11 protein-coding genes are annotated in these 16,907 nt (G+C 68.0%); 4 read left to right on the top strand and 7 right to left on the bottom strand.

The genetic code is table 11. From position 1 onward, the window contains the following. Positions 1-64 precede the first annotated feature (64 nt). Together F0U63_RS42315 and F0U63_RS42310 are read right to left on the bottom strand one after the other, a co-directional pair. Positions 65-982, bottom strand: a complete 918-nt coding sequence (locus tag F0U63_RS42315; RefSeq protein WP_395839711.1) for an SMP-30/gluconolactonase/LRE family protein — start codon at positions 980-982, stop codon at positions 65-67. Continuing rightward, positions 979-1,809 carry an NAD-dependent epimerase/dehydratase family protein gene (locus F0U63_RS42310; RefSeq protein ID WP_395839708.1) on the bottom strand — a complete coding sequence of 277 codons (831 nt, stop codon included), beginning with the start codon at positions 1,807-1,809 and terminating at the stop codon, positions 979-981. Before F0U63_RS42310 ends, F0U63_RS42315 begins: the two co-directional genes overlap by 4 nt. A 242-nt stretch (positions 1,810-2,051) precedes the next feature. Between F0U63_RS42310 and F0U63_RS42305 the strand changes: the two genes are divergently transcribed. Then, positions 2,052-3,044 carry a LacI family DNA-binding transcriptional regulator gene (locus F0U63_RS42305; protein ID WP_395839706.1) on the top strand — a complete coding sequence of 331 codons (993 nt, stop codon included), beginning with the start codon at positions 2,052-2,054 and terminating at the stop codon, positions 3,042-3,044. Positions 3,045-3,105: 61 nt separating this feature from the next. Here F0U63_RS42305 and F0U63_RS42300 read toward each other — a convergent pair whose 3' ends face one another. Continuing rightward, the gene (locus tag F0U63_RS42300) at positions 3,106-4,380 is read right to left on the bottom strand and encodes an MFS transporter (RefSeq protein WP_395839704.1); all 1,275 of its coding nucleotides are present in this window, start codon (positions 4,378-4,380) and stop codon (positions 3,106-3,108) included. Positions 4,381-5,197: 817 nt separating this feature from the next. On the opposite strand from F0U63_RS42300, the gene F0U63_RS42295 reads away from it, so the two are divergent. Next, the gene (locus F0U63_RS42295) at positions 5,198-6,322 is read left to right on the top strand and encodes a glycosyltransferase family 4 protein (protein ID WP_395839701.1); all 1,125 of its coding nucleotides are present in this window, start codon (positions 5,198-5,200) and stop codon (positions 6,320-6,322) included. A 61-nt stretch (positions 6,323-6,383) separates the two neighbouring features. Then, positions 6,384-7,499, top strand: coding sequence for a glycosyltransferase (locus tag F0U63_RS42290; RefSeq protein ID WP_395839698.1), 1,116 nt, complete (start codon positions 6,384-6,386; stop codon positions 7,497-7,499). A 27-nt stretch (positions 7,500-7,526) separates the two neighbouring features. Here the strand turns inward: F0U63_RS42290 and F0U63_RS42285 are convergent, their stop codons facing one another. After that, positions 7,527-9,071 carry a polysaccharide lyase family 1 protein gene (locus tag F0U63_RS42285; protein WP_395839695.1) on the bottom strand — a complete coding sequence of 515 codons (1,545 nt, stop codon included), beginning with the start codon at positions 9,069-9,071 and terminating at the stop codon, positions 7,527-7,529. 236 nt (positions 9,072-9,307) lie between these two features. Here F0U63_RS42285 and F0U63_RS42280 point away from each other — a divergent pair, with 236 nt between their 5' ends. Continuing rightward, positions 9,308-9,532 carry a hypothetical protein gene (locus F0U63_RS42280; RefSeq protein ID WP_395839693.1) on the top strand — a complete coding sequence of 75 codons (225 nt, stop codon included), beginning with the start codon at positions 9,308-9,310 and terminating at the stop codon, positions 9,530-9,532. Positions 9,533-9,613: 81 nt separating this feature from the next. On the opposite strand, the gene F0U63_RS42275 is transcribed toward F0U63_RS42280, so the two are convergent. The 3 genes from F0U63_RS42275 to F0U63_RS42265 all read right to left on the bottom strand — a co-directional run bounded on the left by F0U63_RS42275 (position 9,614) and on the right by F0U63_RS42265 (position 16,902). Next, entirely contained in the window at positions 9,614-10,480 is an 867-nt protein-coding gene (locus F0U63_RS42275) for a class I SAM-dependent methyltransferase (RefSeq protein ID WP_395839692.1), read from the bottom strand. 94 nt (positions 10,481-10,574) lie between these two features. Continuing rightward, positions 10,575-12,344: a DUF885 domain-containing protein gene (locus tag F0U63_RS42270; RefSeq protein WP_395839689.1), complete on the bottom strand. Its 1,770-nt coding sequence runs from the start codon at positions 12,342-12,344 to the stop codon at positions 10,575-10,577. Between the two features lie 193 nt (positions 12,345-12,537). Further along, complete coding sequence (locus F0U63_RS42265) at positions 12,538-16,902, bottom strand: carboxypeptidase regulatory-like domain-containing protein (protein WP_395839687.1); 4,365 nt, start codon at positions 16,900-16,902, stop codon at positions 12,538-12,540. Positions 16,903-16,907: the final 5 nt, after the last annotated feature.

The raw sequence follows: 16,907 nt of genomic DNA, 5'->3' as shown, positions 1-16,907 counted from the left end.
GGGGGGCCGTGAACAACTCGCCCCCCTCGCCGCTACTGCCTGTCAACGCGGCCGTGCCCGGCCCTCACAGCGTGCCGGCATACTCCGGCTCCGGCAGGCCGCATACGCCCGGCCTCACGGCGAATACCGCGCCGTCGTCATCCGAGGCACTGCCTGCTGGCTGGATCGATGTCACGAACAACGTATCCAAACCGTTGCCTCCGAAAGCGCACATCGACGGCTTCACGGCGGGCACCGCGATCTCCCGGTCCAGCTTGCCTTGGGGCGTGAATCGCAACAGCCGCCCCGCGTCGTTCGCGCATGTCCAGTAGCAGCCGTCGGCGTCGACGGCGGCGCCATCGGGCCGGCCGGCGTAGTGATGCAGATCGGCGAACAGGCGCCGGTTGTGCGGCGTGCCCGTCTCCGTGTCGAAGTCGAAGGCCCAGATCATCCGCCGTGTCGGATGCGAATCGGACAAGTACATGGTCGCGCCGTCCGGCGACCATGCCAGCCCATTCTGCGTGATGAGCCCGTCGACGATCGGCGCCGACAGCGTACCCTGTGTGTCGAAGCGGAACAGTGCGCCGGCCGGGCTGCCAAGCGACATGTCCTTCACCATGGTGCCGGACCAGAAGCGCCCCTGGCGATCGCAGCGCCCGTCGTTGAAACGCATGCCGGGCGCGGGGAAGGCCGGCGCGGCGAGCGGGCGAAGCCGCGCCTCGGCCGTCGCGCCGGGTGCTCCGCTGGCGGCGAGCGTCACCGCGAAGAGTCCCGTCTCGAGCCCGGCGAGGACCGTCCCGCCCCGGTCGAATGCGATGCACGCCACATGTTCCGGCAGGACCCATTCGGAGCGGCGGCCCGAGCCCGTGTGCATCCGGACGATCCGGCGGGCGGGGATATCCACCCAGTACAGCGCCTGCTCCGACGCGCGCCAGACCGGGCACTCGCCTACCTGCGCGCGCCCCGCCACCTCGATGCGCTCGACGCTCACCTTCATGCTCATCGATTGCGCTCCATCGGCTCGCCGATCACGAACGCGCCGCCCTGGAATCGTTGTGCCGGATCGTCGCGATCCGCGGTCGGCGCGCTCGGCGGAAAGCGCTCGGCGAATTGCTGCGAGCTGTCCTTCGGCCGGAAGCCGAGGAACGACGCCTTGGTGTTGTCCCACCATTTCATCGGGTTGTCCGACACGCCATAGACGATGGCGTGCCCGACCCGATTGGTGAACAGCGAGCAGCGCACCAGCTCGATGAAATCCCGGTAGCTCAGGTAGGTGACCATCATCCGCGGGTTCCTGGGCTCCTCGAACGAAGAGCCGATGCGCAGACACACCGTCTCGATGCCGAAGCGGTCGAAGTAGTAGCGCGACAGCGACTCGCCGAAGCACTTCGTCACGCCGTACAGGCAATCGGGCCGCAGCGGTGAATCGGCGTCGAGCACCTCGGTGACCGGATGAAATCCAATCGCATGATTCGAGCTCGCGAAGACCACCCGCTTCACGCCATGCTTGTGTGCCGCCGCGTACAGGTTGTAGGTGCCGCGGATGTTCGCCTCGAGCAGATCGTCGAACGGTGCCTCGACCGAAATGCCACCCAGGTGCACCACCGCATCCACATCCTGCAGCAACCCGTAGACGGCTTCCCGATCGGCCAGGTTGGCCTGTACGGCTTCCTCGTGTGCGGCGGCCTCGCCGAGTGGGGCGAGGTCGGTGACGCGGACAATGTCCGCCCATTGGGCGAGCGCACCACGCAACTGGCGGCCGAGATTGCCGGCTGCGCCGGTCAGAAGCAGTCGACGGAAGGGTTTGCGTGGCGTGGATGGGTTGTTCATCGAGAGCTCCTCGTACTCGGAGTGGACTGCGGACGGGTTCGCCCGGTGGAGAGATTCGCCGACCCGGGCGGGAAAACCGAGCCGAACTTTAACGGAGAAAACATGCGGGGGAAAACGTTTTCCGGCCCACGCGCGGTGCAGCGCGGGCGCGTGCGGCCCTGGGACACCGAAACTTTTGCCGTACCACGCTGGCTGCTTTCCTGCGAAAATTGGTTAACACTGCGAGGAAACATTACCTTCCAATGAAAAAACCCTCACCGACCATTCGCGACGTGGCGGCCGCCGCGGGCGTGTCGGTCGCCACGGTGTCGAAATACATCAACGGCGCGCAGCGCTTCTCCGCGCCGGTCGAAGCGAAGCTGAAGGCGACCATCGAGCAGCTCGGCTATCGGTCGAATCCGCTGGCGCGCTCGATGATTACCGGAGAGACGCGCACCATCGGCCTGACGATCCTCGACATCAGCAATCCGCATTTCACCGGTGTCGTGAAGGGCGCGAACCGCGTCGCGTTGCAGCACGACTACACGCTGCTGCTCGTCGATACCGAGGAAAACCAGGCGCGCGAGCGGCCGCTGATCGAAGCGCTCGCACAACGTGTAGACGGTCTGATCGTCAGCTCGCGCATGCCCGAAGAGGCATCGCAATGGCTGCTCGAGCTCAACAAGCCCGTCGTGCTGCTGCGCCGCAGCCAGCAACTGCCGATTCCGAGCGTCGGCATCGACAACCAGCTGGCGACCTACATGCTCGCGCGGCATCTGCTGAACCAGGGACATCGGCGCATCGCGTATCTCGGCTTCGGGCAGGCGCGCATCAACGACGAGCGGATTCGCGGCGCCCGCTCCTGCCTCGCCGAGTCCGGCCTGACACTCGAGGTCCATGATGCGCATGCACCCACCGCGCAGGCCGGCGAACGCGCGTGCTCGCGCGTGATGCTGGGGCCGAACCGGCCCGAGGCGGTCATCTGCTACAACGATCTGATCGCGCTCGGCTTCATGAAGGAAGCGGCCTCGCTCGGGTTCCGGCTGCCGCAGGACGTGTCGGTGACCGGCATCGACAACGTGCCCTACGGAGAGTACTCGGCACCGTCGCTCACCACGGTGGACATCCAGAGCGAGAAGATGGGCGAGCTCGCGATGCGCAAACTCCTCGACGCGCTGAGCGGCGTGACCGACAGTGGGTACGCGACCTTCGAGCCGCGGCTGATCGTGCGCGAGTCCACCGCCCGGCGCGGATGAGCCGCAGCGCGAGCGGCGGCCGCGCGGACGATGCGCGGCGCGCCGCCTCACTGCCCGCCGCTCACGTATCGAGTCTGGCGGGCTTCATGTCCGACACCAGCAGATGCATGATCGAGAGCGCGAGCAGATAGCCGAGGGCACCGATCACGAACAGCACCCAGTAGTGGCCGGTGCGCTGGAGCACCTGTCCGATGACTTCGGAGAACAGCACGCTTCCGAAGGCGCCCGCCATTCCGCCGATGCCGATCACCGAGGCGACGGCGCGCTGCGGAAAGAGGTCCGACACGATGGTGTAGAGATTGGCCGACCAACCCTGATGCGCCGCCGCCGCCAGTCCGATGATCACCACCGCGCCCCACAGGTTCTCCACCTGGGAGACGAAGGCGATGGGCAGCACGCAGCACGCGCAGATGAACATGGCCGTCTTGCGCGCGCGGTTCACGTTCCAGCCGTTGCGCAGCAGCGTGGATGAAATCCAACCGCCGCCGATGCTGCCGATCGTCGTGAGCGCATAGATGCACACGAGCGGCAGCCCGATGTGCTGCAGGTCCATGCCGCGCGCCTCGTTGAGCCACTTCGGCAGCCAGAACAGATAGAACCACCACACCGGATCGGTCAGGAACTTGCCGAGCAGGAACGCCCAGGTCTGGCGCTTGCGGATCAGCACTCCCCAGCCGGGGGAACCAGTGCCCGTGTCGGCGTGCACCGGCTCGGCGTCCTCGTACGCGGCCTGCGTGGCGGCATCGGCCGGACGGTAGATGGTGAGCCAGAACACCATCCACACGATGCCGATCGCGCCGATGATCACGAACGCGGCGCGCCAGCCGAGCGCGAGCGCCAGCGGCGGAATGATCGCCGGTGCGAAGACCGCGCCGATGTTCGCTCCCGAGTTGAAGATGCCCGTGGCGAGCGCACGCTCGCGGCGCGGGAACCATTCGGTGGTCGCCTTGATCGCGGCCGGGAAGTTGCCGCCTTCACCGAGGCCGAGCAATGCCCGCATGAACGCGAAGCCAGCCACCGAGCCCGCGGCCGCATGCAGCATCGCCGCCGCGCTCCACATCACCATCGCCACCGCGTACGACACACGCGTGCCGAGCCAATCGACGATGCGGCCGAAACACAACTGCCCGACCGCGTAGAAGGCCGAAAACGAGATGACGATGCGGCCGTACTCCACCTGCGACCAGCCGATGTCCTTCTGGAGGACCGGCGCGAGCAGGCCGAGGATCTGCCGGTCCATGTAGTTGATGACGGTCGCGAAGAACAGCAGCGCACACACGGTCCAGCGATAGCGGCTGGAGACGTGAGCGCTGGTGACGACGGCGGCGGGTTGCATGAGTGTCTCCGTGCATGGCACGGCTCGTCATGCCGCGCCAATCTCGTTGTTGTCGGGTACAAGCACCGGAACACCACAAGGCGGTCTGCCCGCGTGTGGGTGGCACGCTGGCTCACGGCTCGTGTCTACCAGGGAAAACGTTTTCCGGGGAGGATATAGCCTCCCTGGATGCGCTTGGATAGTCCGAAAAATCAATCTGGCGCGAGATACCGCGGAGGGCGGCATGTGTTGAGTTGCCTTGCCCTGCTGCGTCATGGCTATCGAGAAGCAGACGTCAGCGCTTGGACTCGCGGGCCCAGACGAGCAGGAAGGCGCTTGCCGCGATGCGGCATCCTGATCTCCGGAGAAGGTGTTCGGACTCGAATCACATGAGAGCTGAAACGAGACACCCAAGCAGCAGGTGTCAGAGAACTCGTCCCGGAGAACTCGTCCCACGGACTCACGGTTGACGTTGAGCACCAACCTGGCGGCTGGGAAGAGTTCCTTTTGCGGCGCGCGGTAGCGCCTCCACGCGGCGATGAAGGACGTGGCGTTGCTCGAGGTGACGAGGACAGCGCCCCATGCTCCACACGTGCCGCTTCCCCCCACCCAGAGCGAAATGACCTGACAAGGACGTTCTTTCGTGTCGGGGCGTGATGTCCGTCCCCGGTCACTCCGAGCGTTGACGAGTCATCGCCTCGGGGCGGCTCCGTTCACCAGCCCGGAGGCAGGGGGCCCCCTGTCTGGTGGCCTGGCGAGGCCGTGTTACCTCTTACCCATGCGTGAGCGTCCTTCGTCCCCGTTTTCCTTTCCCGCGCCGCCGAGCGGGAAGGGACGGGTGCGTCACGTGCTCATGAGCACGCAGTCCTCGCGAGAGGCGTGGACGTGCGCGCTGGAGCTGAGCCGGGCCCTGGGCGAGCGGGGTCTGGCGGTGACGCTGGCCACCCTGGGCGCTCCGCTCACGCTGGCACAGTGGGCCGAGGCGCGTGACGTGCCCGGGCTGCGCGTGGAGCAGAGCGTCTGGCGCTCCGAGGACATGCCGGATGCCTGGGACGACGTCGCCGAGGCGGGGGCCTGGTTGTTGGAACTGGAGGCCAGGTACCTGCCGGACGTGGTCCATCTCAACGGCTACTGCCACGGCGCGCTGCCCTGGAAGCGCAAGCCGCTGGTGGTGGGCCATGCGTGCCCCCTGGCGCGAGCACGGCGCGAGCCGCGCTATCTCGCGGAGGTGACGCGGGGGTTGAGGGCCGCGGGCCACGTGGTGGCGCCTTCCCACGCGTTGCTCGAGTCCCTGGAGCTTCAGGCCGGCGCCCTGTCCTCCACCAGCGTCATTCCGCCCGCGCGCCGCCATGTGGACTTTCCGCCCTCCCCGCTGCGCGAGCCCTCCCTCTTCACCACGGGGGCGCCGTGGGACGAGGCGGGCAACCTGGAGGTGCTGGAGGCAGTGGCGCCCCGGCTGGACTGGCCCGTGCTCGTGGCCGGCGCCCGCGAGCACCCCGCTGGCGGCCTCGTGCGCTCGCGCGCCCTGCACCTGCTGGGGGAACTGCCCCGCGCGGCGCTGGCGGAGCGCCTCGGCCGGGCCTCCCTGTTCGTGCTCCCCTCGCGCGAGGAGCCCTCGGGCCTGGCCGCCCTTGGCGCCGCGCTCGCCGGGTGTGCCTTGGTGTTGAGTGACATCCCTCCCCTGCGGGAGATGTGGGAGGACGCCGCCGTCTTCGTGCCACCAGAAGACACGGAGATGTGGGGGCGGGCGCTGCGCCGGCTGGTGTCGGAGCCTGTCCTGCGGGGCCGTATGTCCACCCTTGCACGGACGAGGGCACTGGAGTTCTCCCCGGAGCGCATGGCGGATGCCTACGTTGCGCTCTACGGCCGCATGGGGGAACTCTCCCAGCGGAGTGTGCCCTCCCAGCCCCAGCTGGCACGGGCGAAGACGGGAGCGGATTGGGGCCGCTCACGGGTTCTTTGAGGGGGAAGCCCGCGTCGACACCCGTCTGGGGGGGCTGGTGGGCGCGGGAAAAGGAGCGGACATGCGCAGCCAGGGACTTCGGATCGCCTTCTTTGGCGCGAGCCTTGCCTCGGCGTGGTGGAACGGGGCCTCGATGTACTACCGCGGTATTCTCCGGGCGCTGCACGCGCGCGGGCACCACATCACCTGCTACGAGCCAGCGCTCGCCGGCCATCCACTCCAGCACGCCATACCGACGCCGCCCTGGGCGCGCGTCGTGGTGTACCCGGCGGAGGACACTTCGGGGCTGGAGCGGTGTCTGGAGCAGGCGCGGGGCGCGGACGTGGTGGTGAAGGCCAGCGGCGGGGGCGTCCACGATGAGTTGCTCAACCACCGGGTGCTGGAGCTGCGCTCGGGCCGCACCCAGGTGGTGTATTGGGACCTGGACGCGCCAGTGACCCTGGAGCGCCTGCTGCGCGAGCCGGGGGACTCCTTGCGAGCGCTCGTGCCGCTCTACGATCGCATCCTCACCCAGGGTGGGGGAGACCGGGTGATGCTGGCCTACCGGGACCTGGGGGCACGCGACTGCGTACCGGTGTACAGCGCGGTGGACCCGGATGTGCACTACCCGGTGTCCATGGATCCACGCTTCGGTTATGCCCTGGCGCTGCTGGAGGATCGGCTGCCGGACCTGGATTCGCGCGTGGAGTGCTTCTTCCTGCGGGCCGCGGACCTGCTGCCGGACAAACACTTCCTGCTCGGGGGCGCGGGGTGGGCGGACCGGCCGCGCCCCGCCAACGTGCACTACCTGGGCGACCTCACCCCGTGCGAGCACAACGTCGTGCGGGGCTCGGCGCGCGCCGTGCTCGACGTGAGTCGTGAGGGAATGGCGCGCTTTGGCTTTTCGCCCACCTCGCACCTGTTCGCCGCCGCGGGAGCGGGCTCGTGCCTCGTCACCGATACCTGGGAGGGCATCGAGCTGTTCCTGGAGCCCGGGCGGGAGTGCCTGGTGGCCCGGGATGGATTGGAAGTGGCCGAGGCGGTGCTGTGCCTCACGGACGAGGGGGTGCGCGAGCTGGGTGACGCGGCTCGCCGCCGGGTGCTGGCCGAGCACACGTACGCACACCGGGCGGTGCAGGTGGAGCAGGTGCTTGGCCACACGGGGCGCCCGTCCGCCCCGCGCGAGCTTCGTGTCTGAGTCCCACCCGGGTCGTCGGCTGGCGGATTACAGCTTGCCCGCGCCGACGTTCGCCAGGACCGCCGTCTTGGCGGTGTCCGCCGGCTGCAGCGTGTAGCTGTAGGGCGGGGTCCAGAGGTTGGCCACCGGGATGCCGTCGCAGCCCTGCAACTGCACGTCGATCGTGGCCGTCATGGGCTTGCCGGCGTCGTCCTTGTTGCTGATGAAGCGGGCCCCGCTGCTGCGGAAGCTCACCCCCTTGCCGTGATCGGTCACCAGCTTGCCGCAGACCTCCTTCGGCTTGAGGGTCTTCATGTTGTAGTAGTTGTTCTCCGCCAGGATGTCGGCCTTGTAGCCCACGCCGATGGCGCTCTCGAACTTGACGTCCGACGCGGCCGCTCCGGCGGGAATGGTGCCATTGGCGGCGCTCGGGTTGGTGTCACCCGTCACCAGGTTGTTGTAGATGTGCACCTGGCCATAGCGCACTCGCGGCGTCCGGCTGTTCACGCCCTGCCAGTGGTTGCCGGTGAAGGTGACATGGAGACGGCCCTCATCGCTCCACTGCCGCCCGCCGTCGCTGTTGCCCACCAGGGTCGTCTTGCCGTGCACGGTGAAGTAGCTGTTGGAGATGGTGACGTAGTCGGAGCCACGTACCACGTCCAGGCCTCCGTCATGGCGCGTATCCGAGGACAAGGACGACGGTGTCGGGAGATCCGTCAGGGTGATGTGATCGATCCAGACATTCTGGGCCCAGGAGACGCAGATGCCGTCGGCATAGGCGTTGGCTGAATCCTCCGGATTCACGTCCCACATGGTGTCGATGGCCAGGTTGCGGACGATGACGTTGCGGGTCCAACCCGGGAAGGCATCCGGGTTCTTTCCCGCCGCCACCCAGGCCTTGAAGTCCACCTCGAAGTTGGCGTTCTCGTTGCCGATCAGCAGCTGCGTACCGGAAATCCTGGCGGGCTTGCCACTCGCGTCCTTGATTCCCACGAGCGTGGTGTTGGACGGAATGAAGAGGGAGCCGCCGCTCTTCAGGTCGTCATAGCTGGTGTATTCCTTGAACACGCCACCATCCACCCGGAAGTCGATGTGCCCGACCACCCGGATGATCTTGGGCTCGTTCCTGGCCTCGCGGATGGCATTGACCAGCTGCTCCTTGGTGTACACGGTGTAGATACGGTTCGCCGCCGCCGAGGAGCCGCCGGAGACCAGCACCTGGCGATGCTTGCCAGCCGCTCCGTCGCGGGCCCAGGCATGCCACCCTTCCAGGGGCGCCGTTTCACGCTCGAAGGTCAGCACGCCTCCCGTCGGATCACTCTTGGCCGGCACGATGCTCGGCACCAGGGGCGCCGCCTTGTAATTGGAGGGCTCATGCCCGCTCGACGTCTCGACCGGAGCGCTGTAGGTCCGGGTCCCGGCCAGCGGCAGCAACAGCGGCGCCGTGGTGTCCGTCAGGGTCTTCGCGTCGATCACCGCCAGGGGCGTGGAGGCGGCGCTCAGCAGCTCGCTGTCCGTGTCTGGGGTGACAGTGTTGTCGGCGCCTCCACAGGCCGACGCCAGGGCAACCGCCAGGAACACAGCCGAAGACACCCTTCCCTTTTGTGGGGATTTCAAGCGCATGGTTTTCCTTCTCTCTGAAGGCAGCAGTTGTTCCCGAGCGGAGGGGGAGAATCCGCTCGACCGCGCGAAGCTCGGCGGTGACGTGCGGGAGGGAGAGCCTCGGGCATGCCGGTCCCAGGACACCTACAGCCGAAACGGATGGAGAGACGCCACCCGAGGGCCATTATTACATGTTTTGCTGGGTAAGTATAGGAAAACGTTTTTCCTTGGAGAGAAATGGCTTTGGGGATGGCCGCACCTATGCGTTCTCGCTCTTCCTCGTGCGCCAGCGCGGTGGGCACTGGGAGACGGCCCAGCACAGGACGGTGTACCGCGCGCTCCGGCGCGTCGAACTGGATGCGGCGCTCGGCGCGGCGGGCTTCACGCACATCCGTTGGCACCCACCCGAGGCGTCGGGCTTCTATGAGCCCGTCGTGACCGCGCGCCGCTGAGCAGGCAGGGAGGCCATCAGGTGCCTCGTGGGGGGAAGGCTCGAATCCTCTGACACCTTCCCCCTTGTCTTCACCCTTCCATCACCGGGCGCCGGCGGGCTTGGTGAAGCGCAGCGTCATGCGGTCGCTCTCGCCGATGGCCTGGTACTTCGCATCGTCGGCCGCGTCGTGCCTGTTGCTGGGAGGCAAGGTCCACACACCGTTGGGATGGTCGGCGGTGTCCTTCGGGTTGGCGTTGATTTCGCTCCTGTCCGCGAGCACGAACCCGGCGCCCTGGGCCAGCTCGATGACCAGCTCCTCGGTCAGATAACCGGACTTCTTCATCACCTCGAGGTCGGTCCCCGGTTTGGCGCGGTGATCGACGACGCCCAGGGTGCCTCCCGGCTTCAACACGTCGAAGAACGCCTTGAAGTACGCCGGTGCGGTGCCGTCGCTGACCCAGTTGTGCGCGTTGCGGAAGGTGAGCACCGTGTCGGCCGACCCGGCGGCGCCGAAGTCCGGCTTCGCGGGATCGAACACGCGCACGTCGGGCGTGCCGTAGACCGCGGCGTTGCCGGCGAACCTCTCGCGCAGCTTCTGGTTGAGCTCGTAGCGGTACTTGGGCTGACCGGGGATCGCGTCGTCCCACACCGCGGCGACGTAGTGGCCCTTGTCGCGCAGATACGGCGCGAGGATCTCGCTGTACCAGCCACCACCGGGTGTGATCTCGATGACCGTCTGGTCCGGCGTGACGCCGAAGAAGCCCAGCGTCTGCTTCGGATGGCGGTACACGTCACGGGCGACATTCTTCGGATCGCGCCAGGCGCCAGAGAGCGCTTCGTCGAGCGCGGCAATGGTGGGGTGGGGCGCCGCCGAAGCGGGGCGCTCCGAGGGCGTCGCGGCGGTGGTGCTGGCGCAACCGGAGAGCAGCAGGGTGGGAATCACGGCGGTGAGCAGGACTCGTCTCATGTGACATCCTCCAGAAAGGGGCGTCACCCTAACCCGAGTCGCGGGAACGGCCACGCGACCCGTCGTGCCGCTCGCCGCCAGGGCGCAACGGGGCTCATCCACCCTTTAAGGCGAGGCGGGTCCTGGCCACCCACGCCTCGACGCGCTGCTCCAGGATGTCCAGCGGGAGGGAGCCGCCGAGCAACACCACGTCGTGGAACTCGCGGACGTCGAAGCGTGCGCCCAGCTCGCGCTCGGCCCGCGTGCGCAGCTCGCGGAACTTGAGCTGTCCCACCTTGTAGGCCAGGGCCTGACCCGGCCAGACGAGGTAGCGGTCGACCTCGTTGATGACGTCCAGGGACTGGCGCGGCGAGTTCTCCAGGAAGTAGTCGATGGCCTGCTGCCGGCTCCAGCGCCGGGCATGCATGCCGGTGTCCACCACCAGCCGCACGGCGCGCCACATGTCGTAGGAGAGCTGACCGAACTTGTCGTACGGGTCGTCGTACAGTCCGAGCTCGTCTCCCAGCGTCTCGCAGTAGAGGGCCCAGCCCTCGCCGTAGGCCACGTGGTAGCCGTAGCGCCGGAAGTCGGGGAGCTGCTCCTGCTCGGCGGCGAGCGACGTCTGCAGGTGGTGTCCGGGCATGGCCTCGTGCAGCGTGAGGGGCACCATCTCCCAGGTGGGCCGCGTCTCGGGACGATAGAGATTCACCAGATACGTGCCAGGGCGCGAGCCGTCGGACGCGGCGGGGTAGTAGAAGCCCGTGGTGGCATCCGGGGCCATGGCTTCCGGGGTCGGCTCGACGCCATAGGGTTGCCGCGGCAGGGTCTTGAACAGCTTCACCAGGCGCGGGTCGATCTGCTTGGCGAGGGCGCGATAGCGCAACAGCAACTCCTCGCCGCTCTTGCAATAGAAGCGGGGGTCCGTGCGCAGGAACTGGAAGAACTCGTGGAGCGAGCCCTGGAAGCCCGTCTTCTCCTTCACCGCTTCCATCTCGGCGTGGAGGCGTTGGACCTCGGCCAGTCCGAGCTCGTGGATCTGCTCCGGGAGCAGGTTCGTCGTCGTGTACTTGCGAGCGAAGAAGCCATACAGCGCCTGCCCCTCCGGCAACTGCCAGGCACCCACCTGCTCGGGCGCGGCGGGGATGTAGTCGGTGGTCAGGAACTGGTGGAAGCGCGTGAGCGCGGGCAGCACCCCGCGCGCGATGGCGGCATGGCCGGCGGCGGACAGCCGCTGTTGCTCGGACGCGGGGATGCTGCAGGGAAAGCGCGTGAAGGGACTGTAGAACCCGCTCTTCGTGGGGTCCTCCACGAGCTGCTTCTCGAGCTGGGGCGGAATGCGCTGCAGGACGATCCGGGGAAACATGAGTCGCTCACGCATGCCCTCGCGCATGAGCGCGATGATCTGCTCCACGTAGGTGCCGAAGCCGTCGAGGCGGGTAATCCACTCCTCATAGTCCTTCGTCGTCGAGAAGCGCAGCGTGTCGGCGAGCTGGTAGGCCGTCTGGAGGCCCGGAGGCTGCTTGATGCCCTCCGGGATCCCGCCCATATGGTTCGTGGGCAACAGGTGCCACTTGAGCCGGTGCTCCTCGATCCACAGCTCGTAGTCGCGGCGGAACAGGTCGTAGGTGAGCTGGTCCTCGGCGGGGAGCTGCTGGCGATCCAGCTCCTGGAGCCTCGCGAGAATCTGGAGGTTGTGCTGATGGTCCGCCTCGATGGCGGTGAGGCTCCGGTCGTCCCAGCGGTCGTTCCAGCGGCGGTCGCCCAGCACCGACGCATAGGTGGGGCAGTGCTCGAGCTGGTACTGCCACTCGCTCGCGATCAGCGCGTGGAGCGTGGCCGTGGCGGCGTTCTTCTTGTTCTCCTCCGCGGTGACTGCTTCCAACATGAACCGTCCTCTCTGTGGGGGCGGCCAGCATACCCCCGCCCTCACGAGGTGCCCCGGAGGAAAGGTGTCGAGGAAAGGTGTCAGAGGATTCGTCCCCGAGGAAAGGTGTCAGAGGATTCGTCGGGGGAAAGGTGTCAGAGGATTCGTCTCCGGCCCCCTACGAATCGTCTGACACCTTTCCCGGGGGGGGGTCCTACCGATCCGGCCGGTGGATGATCCGCAGGGCGTTGACGAGCGGCTCCCCGTAGCCCTCGCGTGGAATGAACCGGAGGTTGAGCTGGCCGTCGGTGATCTCGAGGAAGAAGCCGTGGTCATCCGCCGTCAACCTGCCCACCTCTCCCGCGATGTCATGCGCCGGCAGCAGGAGGGTCTGCTCCGCCACCACGTCGAAGAGGCGCTCCTGGCGCTGCTTGTCCTGGATCTCCGCGAAGCGCAGGTCGAGCTGGTACACGCCCGGCGGCAGGCCATCGAAGCGGTACTCGAAGAAGCCACGCCTCCCCGTCTGGTAGAGTGGATCCTCGTCCGTGTCGCGGATGGCGGCGCCGGTCCGCACCTCCCGGGACGAGTCGACGTATCCCCAGCTCCCGCTGTTGTACCGCCGGTCGGGCGCCCAGAGGTTGCCCGCGCGGTCGACATGGGAGCCGGCTCCCACGTTCACTCCCTGGTAGTACTCCGGCACGATGAGGACGACGCGCACCTGCAGCGTGGGCTCGCGCCCGCTGTTGCCCTGGAGGTACAGCGTGGCGTGGTAGATGCCCGGCTCCAGGCCCGAGGCATCGGCCGTGACGGCGATCCGCTGCTCGTGGCGAACGGGCAGCCTTCCGCGCTCGGGGCTCTCCGAGAGCCAGGGCACGTCCGAGAAGACCGGCACGCCGCTTTCGACGAGGTACGCCTGGGAGGTGCTCTGACTGACCATCCACAGGTGGCCCCGCTCATCCAGCTCCAGGCCTCCACCGCTGAAGCCGGGAGTGGGGTGCGCCAGGGTCGCCAGCACCGTGCAGGTCTCCGGGTTGAGCTCGTAGAGGGTGTCACTCGGGCTGTTGGTGGCCATCCAGAGCACTTGGAAGGACGGATTCCAGGCCAGGCCGGAGATGCTGCCATCCGGCGGGCTGCACTGGCCGATCACCGCGCCCCTGTCCGGGTAGGACAGCCCCTTGACGTGGTAGATGATGCCCTCGTTCCAGCCACCGACGTAGAAGGTGTCATCATCGGGCCGGTAGGCCAGGCCTCGTTGCGAGAGCCCGGTCCAGGGGAACTCGCCCGTGATGGAGTCCACCAGGTTGCCGGTGTCTGGCTCCCAGCAGTAGATGCCGTTGTCACCTCCGACGTTGACCTGGCACATCAGTCCGCGGCCCGCGTCGTGGGCCATGTCCGCCAGCCAGTCCCCCGCCCACGGCGTCAGCCAGCTGCGTCCCGTGGTCACCCCGTCCACGGTGAACTGGTGGTTGCTCTTGCCGGGAGCATCCGAGAGCCAGGCGTCGCCCATGTAGCCCACGCCCCAGGGCTGCTCGAGCCCCTTGGCCGGCCAGTTCCGCAGGACGTTTCCCGCCAGCGTCGGTGCCCAGCCGGGCCGTGCCCCGCCGCCGAAGACCTCCCGCGTGGTGTGGCTGTCCGGGTCATATTTCAGGCCGCGGATGAGCCCTCGCCGGGAGACGACGCCCACCCGGTCGCCGCCCGCCTCCTGCAACGTCCACCCGAGGGGCGCGGAGCCCGTGTTGCGCAGGGTCAGGTCCCGGGTCCGCCGCTCGCCTCGCGGCACGAGGAACTCGAGCACGGTGGGTTCGAGCACGGCGCGCGCCGTGCGCAGCACCCAGTCCCGTCTCACCACCTGGCCGTCCGTGGAGAGTGTCACCATGTCCGTCTCGGTGACGTAGTTCGGCGCGGAGACCTCCAGTTTGTACGTGCCCAGGAAGAGCTGCATGCGGTAGCGGCCGTCCGCGCCGGTGGTGACCGTACGCACCACCCCATCACTCTCGAGTGCGCGCACGGTGGCGCCGGAGAGCGGCAGACCGTCATTGGCGTCGGTGACCACACCTTCGATGATGCCGTTGGGGGGCAGGGTGAAGTGGATCGCCCGCTCATCGCGCAGCGAGGGCGTGTTGAACGCATACTGCAAGCCGACGGTTCCCGTCTCGTTCTCGATGCCCACCGTGGCCGACTCTCCCCTTTCGAACCCGGTGTCGGAGAGGCCGCGGTACTGCAGCAGGATGCCTCCCCGCTCGGAGAGGATGATCTCGAAGTCGACGCGCTGGGACGCGTCGCTGACGAAGGCCACGTTGCGCCACTCGATGACGAACTCGCGCGTGGGGGCCGAGCCCCTCGTCAGCGTCAGCACCCTGGACTCTCCGTCGACGAGGAGATCGTCCCAGAGCGCGTAGATGGCGGCGTTGGGCGGGAGCGGGCTGGGGATGGGCTCGTTGAAGAAGCTCGTGTTGAGTTCGAGGAAGTTCAGGTTGCCGTTGGTGGAGACGTAGGCGGCGCCGTATGTCTGGCCATAGAAGGTGAAGGGGAAGGGCAGATCCACCTGGACCCCGCTGTCATCCCCGTCCAGCGGCAGGGGCGTGGTGGCCTCGACGTAGGTGGGCGCCTCGTACCGGCAGGAGTAGCCGTAGGCGTCCGTCCGGGACTCCAGCACCAGGTCCAGCGACTCGTCGCCATCCACGACCAGGTGCTCGGTGCGCGGCAGGAAGCAGCCGTCCGCCTCCACCCGCACGTCGTACTCGCCTTCCGGCACGCCCTCGATGCGCCAGGTGCCGGCCGCGTCGGTGAGGACGGTGGGCAGGGGAGTGCCCGAGAGGGTGACGCGGGCGAAGGCGATGGGGGCCCCGGAGGTGTCGAGCACCCGGCCCGAGACGGTATGCACCGGCGCGGGGCGCAGCGCGAAGTCCAGGCGGACGACGCCGCCCTCGGTCACCACCACCCCCTCCACGCTCTGGCGCTCGTAGCCGAAGAGGGTGGCGGAGACGCGGTACGTTCCCACCGGCAGCGTCAGGGAGTACCGGCCCTCCGCATCCGTGACCGTTTCCCGTGAGAAGGGCCCCTCGGTCACGACCCGCGCGCCGGCCAGGGGGGCCCCGGTGGAGGCATCGGTCACCACGCCGTTCACGATGCCGGTGGGACCGACGGGAGCGAGATCCACGGCGGCGAAGGCGTCGAGTTCGCCCTCCCCCCAGACGTTGTTGTCTTCCGGCGTGCCTCCACAGCTCAGATCTTCCCGGTCCACCGCCGAGGCACCGAGCAGCGCGCGGGTGGCCTCCACGTCTCCCAGCAGCGACGGGGCCGCGGACCACATCAGCGCCACCGTGGCCGCCACGTGAGGCGCCGCCATGGAGGTGCCGCTGAGGACCCCGTAGCCATTGCCCGGCACGCTGCTGCGGACGTCCACGCCGGGCGCGGCGATGCCGGGCTGGGTGATGCCCTCGAACGCCGAGGGGCCCCGGGCGGAGAAGGAGGCGATGTTCCCGTGGCTGTCGAAGGCGCCGACCCCGTAGCTCTCGGGGTACGCGCCCGGCACGCCCACGCTGCCGCAGGTGGCCGGCTCGGGGTTGCCGACGGAGAAGACGGGGAAGATGCCCGCGGCGACCCAGGCCTGCACGATGGGCCGGAAGAAGGGATCCGTCGGCCCGTCACTCCATGAGTTGTTGATGATGTGCGGCCGCAGGTCCGGCCGCGGGTTGTTGCCGCTCAGATCCGTGGGGGCGAGCATCCACTGGCCAGCGGCCAGCAGCGCCTCGGTCGAGCAGCTCAGGCCCTCGCAGCCCTTGGCGGTCACCCACCGCACTCCCGGCGCCACGCCAATCTGGTTGCCGCCGTCGTCATCCCCCGCGATGGTGCCCATGGTGTGCGTGCCGTGGCCGATGTTGTCGCAGGGCGCCAGCGAGGGACGGTCGCAGACCTGGGAGGGATCGAACCAGTTGTAGTTGTGATCCAGACGCCCATCCGGCAGGTATCCGCGGTACTGCCGGGCCAGCGCGGGGTGGTCGAACTGGACGCCGGTGTCGATGCTGCCAATGACGATGCCCTCGCCGCGGATGCCGAAGGTGGACCAGACCTCGGGGGCGCGGACTCGGGCGATGTTCCACTCGAGGGCTCCGGGAGTGGGTTGCAGCCTCATTCCGGGGCGCGGCGTCGGGATGCGGTACTTCTCCTCCAGGAGGATGCGCTCGACGTCGGGCCGCCGGGCCAAGGCCTTGAGGGTCTCGTCGTCTGCTTTCACTCGGATGGCGTTGAGGAGCCAGTAGGGCTGGTGCTCCACGCCCTGGCTCCGCAATTGGGTGCGGAGATCTCCCTGGCTGGCGCGGGCCACGGACTGGAGTTGCTCCACGACGAAGCGCCCGCGTGCTCCCCAGTCCTTCATCTCGAAGGCCGGGCTCAGGTCCACCTTCTGGCGCAGGAAGACCCAGGCGGTGCTGTTGCTCAGGGGCCGCGCTTGCGGTGTGGGGGGCTTGCCCGGCGGCGCGTCTTTTGGACAGCTGGTGGGCAGGGCCACGGCCAACAGGAAGAGCAGTGCGAACGACCACGCATTCTTCCTGAAGGGTTCAAGGAACTTGAATCGCATGGGCG

Origin of the sequence: Cystobacter fuscus (assembly GCF_044360685.1) — a bacterium.
Classification (GTDB): Bacteria; Myxococcota; Myxococcia; order Myxococcales; family Myxococcaceae; genus Cystobacter; species Cystobacter fuscus_C.
This window is presented reverse-complemented; position numbering and strand designations above follow the sequence as displayed.

Coding starts and splice junctions, on each gene's coding strand:
- F0U63_RS42265 (WP_395839687.1), bottom strand. CDS start 16,902: ATGCGATTCAAGTTCCTTGAACCCTTCAGGAAGAATGCGTGGTCGTTC.
- F0U63_RS42315 (WP_395839711.1), bottom strand. CDS start 982: ATGAGCATGAAGGTGAGCGTCGAGCGCATCGAGGTGGCGGGGCGCGCG.
- F0U63_RS42300 (WP_395839704.1), bottom strand. CDS start 4,380: ATGCAACCCGCCGCCGTCGTCACCAGCGCTCACGTCTCCAGCCGCTAT.
- F0U63_RS42275 (WP_395839692.1), bottom strand. CDS start 10,480: ATGAGACGAGTCCTGCTCACCGCCGTGATTCCCACCCTGCTGCTCTCC.
- F0U63_RS42310 (WP_395839708.1), bottom strand. CDS start 1,809: ATGAACAACCCATCCACGCCACGCAAACCCTTCCGTCGACTGCTTCTG.
- F0U63_RS42270 (WP_395839689.1), bottom strand. CDS start 12,344: ATGTTGGAAGCAGTCACCGCGGAGGAGAACAAGAAGAACGCCGCCACG.
- F0U63_RS42305 (WP_395839706.1), top strand. CDS start 2,052: ATGAAAAAACCCTCACCGACCATTCGCGACGTGGCGGCCGCCGCGGGC.
- F0U63_RS42290 (WP_395839698.1), top strand. CDS start 6,384: ATGCGCAGCCAGGGACTTCGGATCGCCTTCTTTGGCGCGAGCCTTGCC.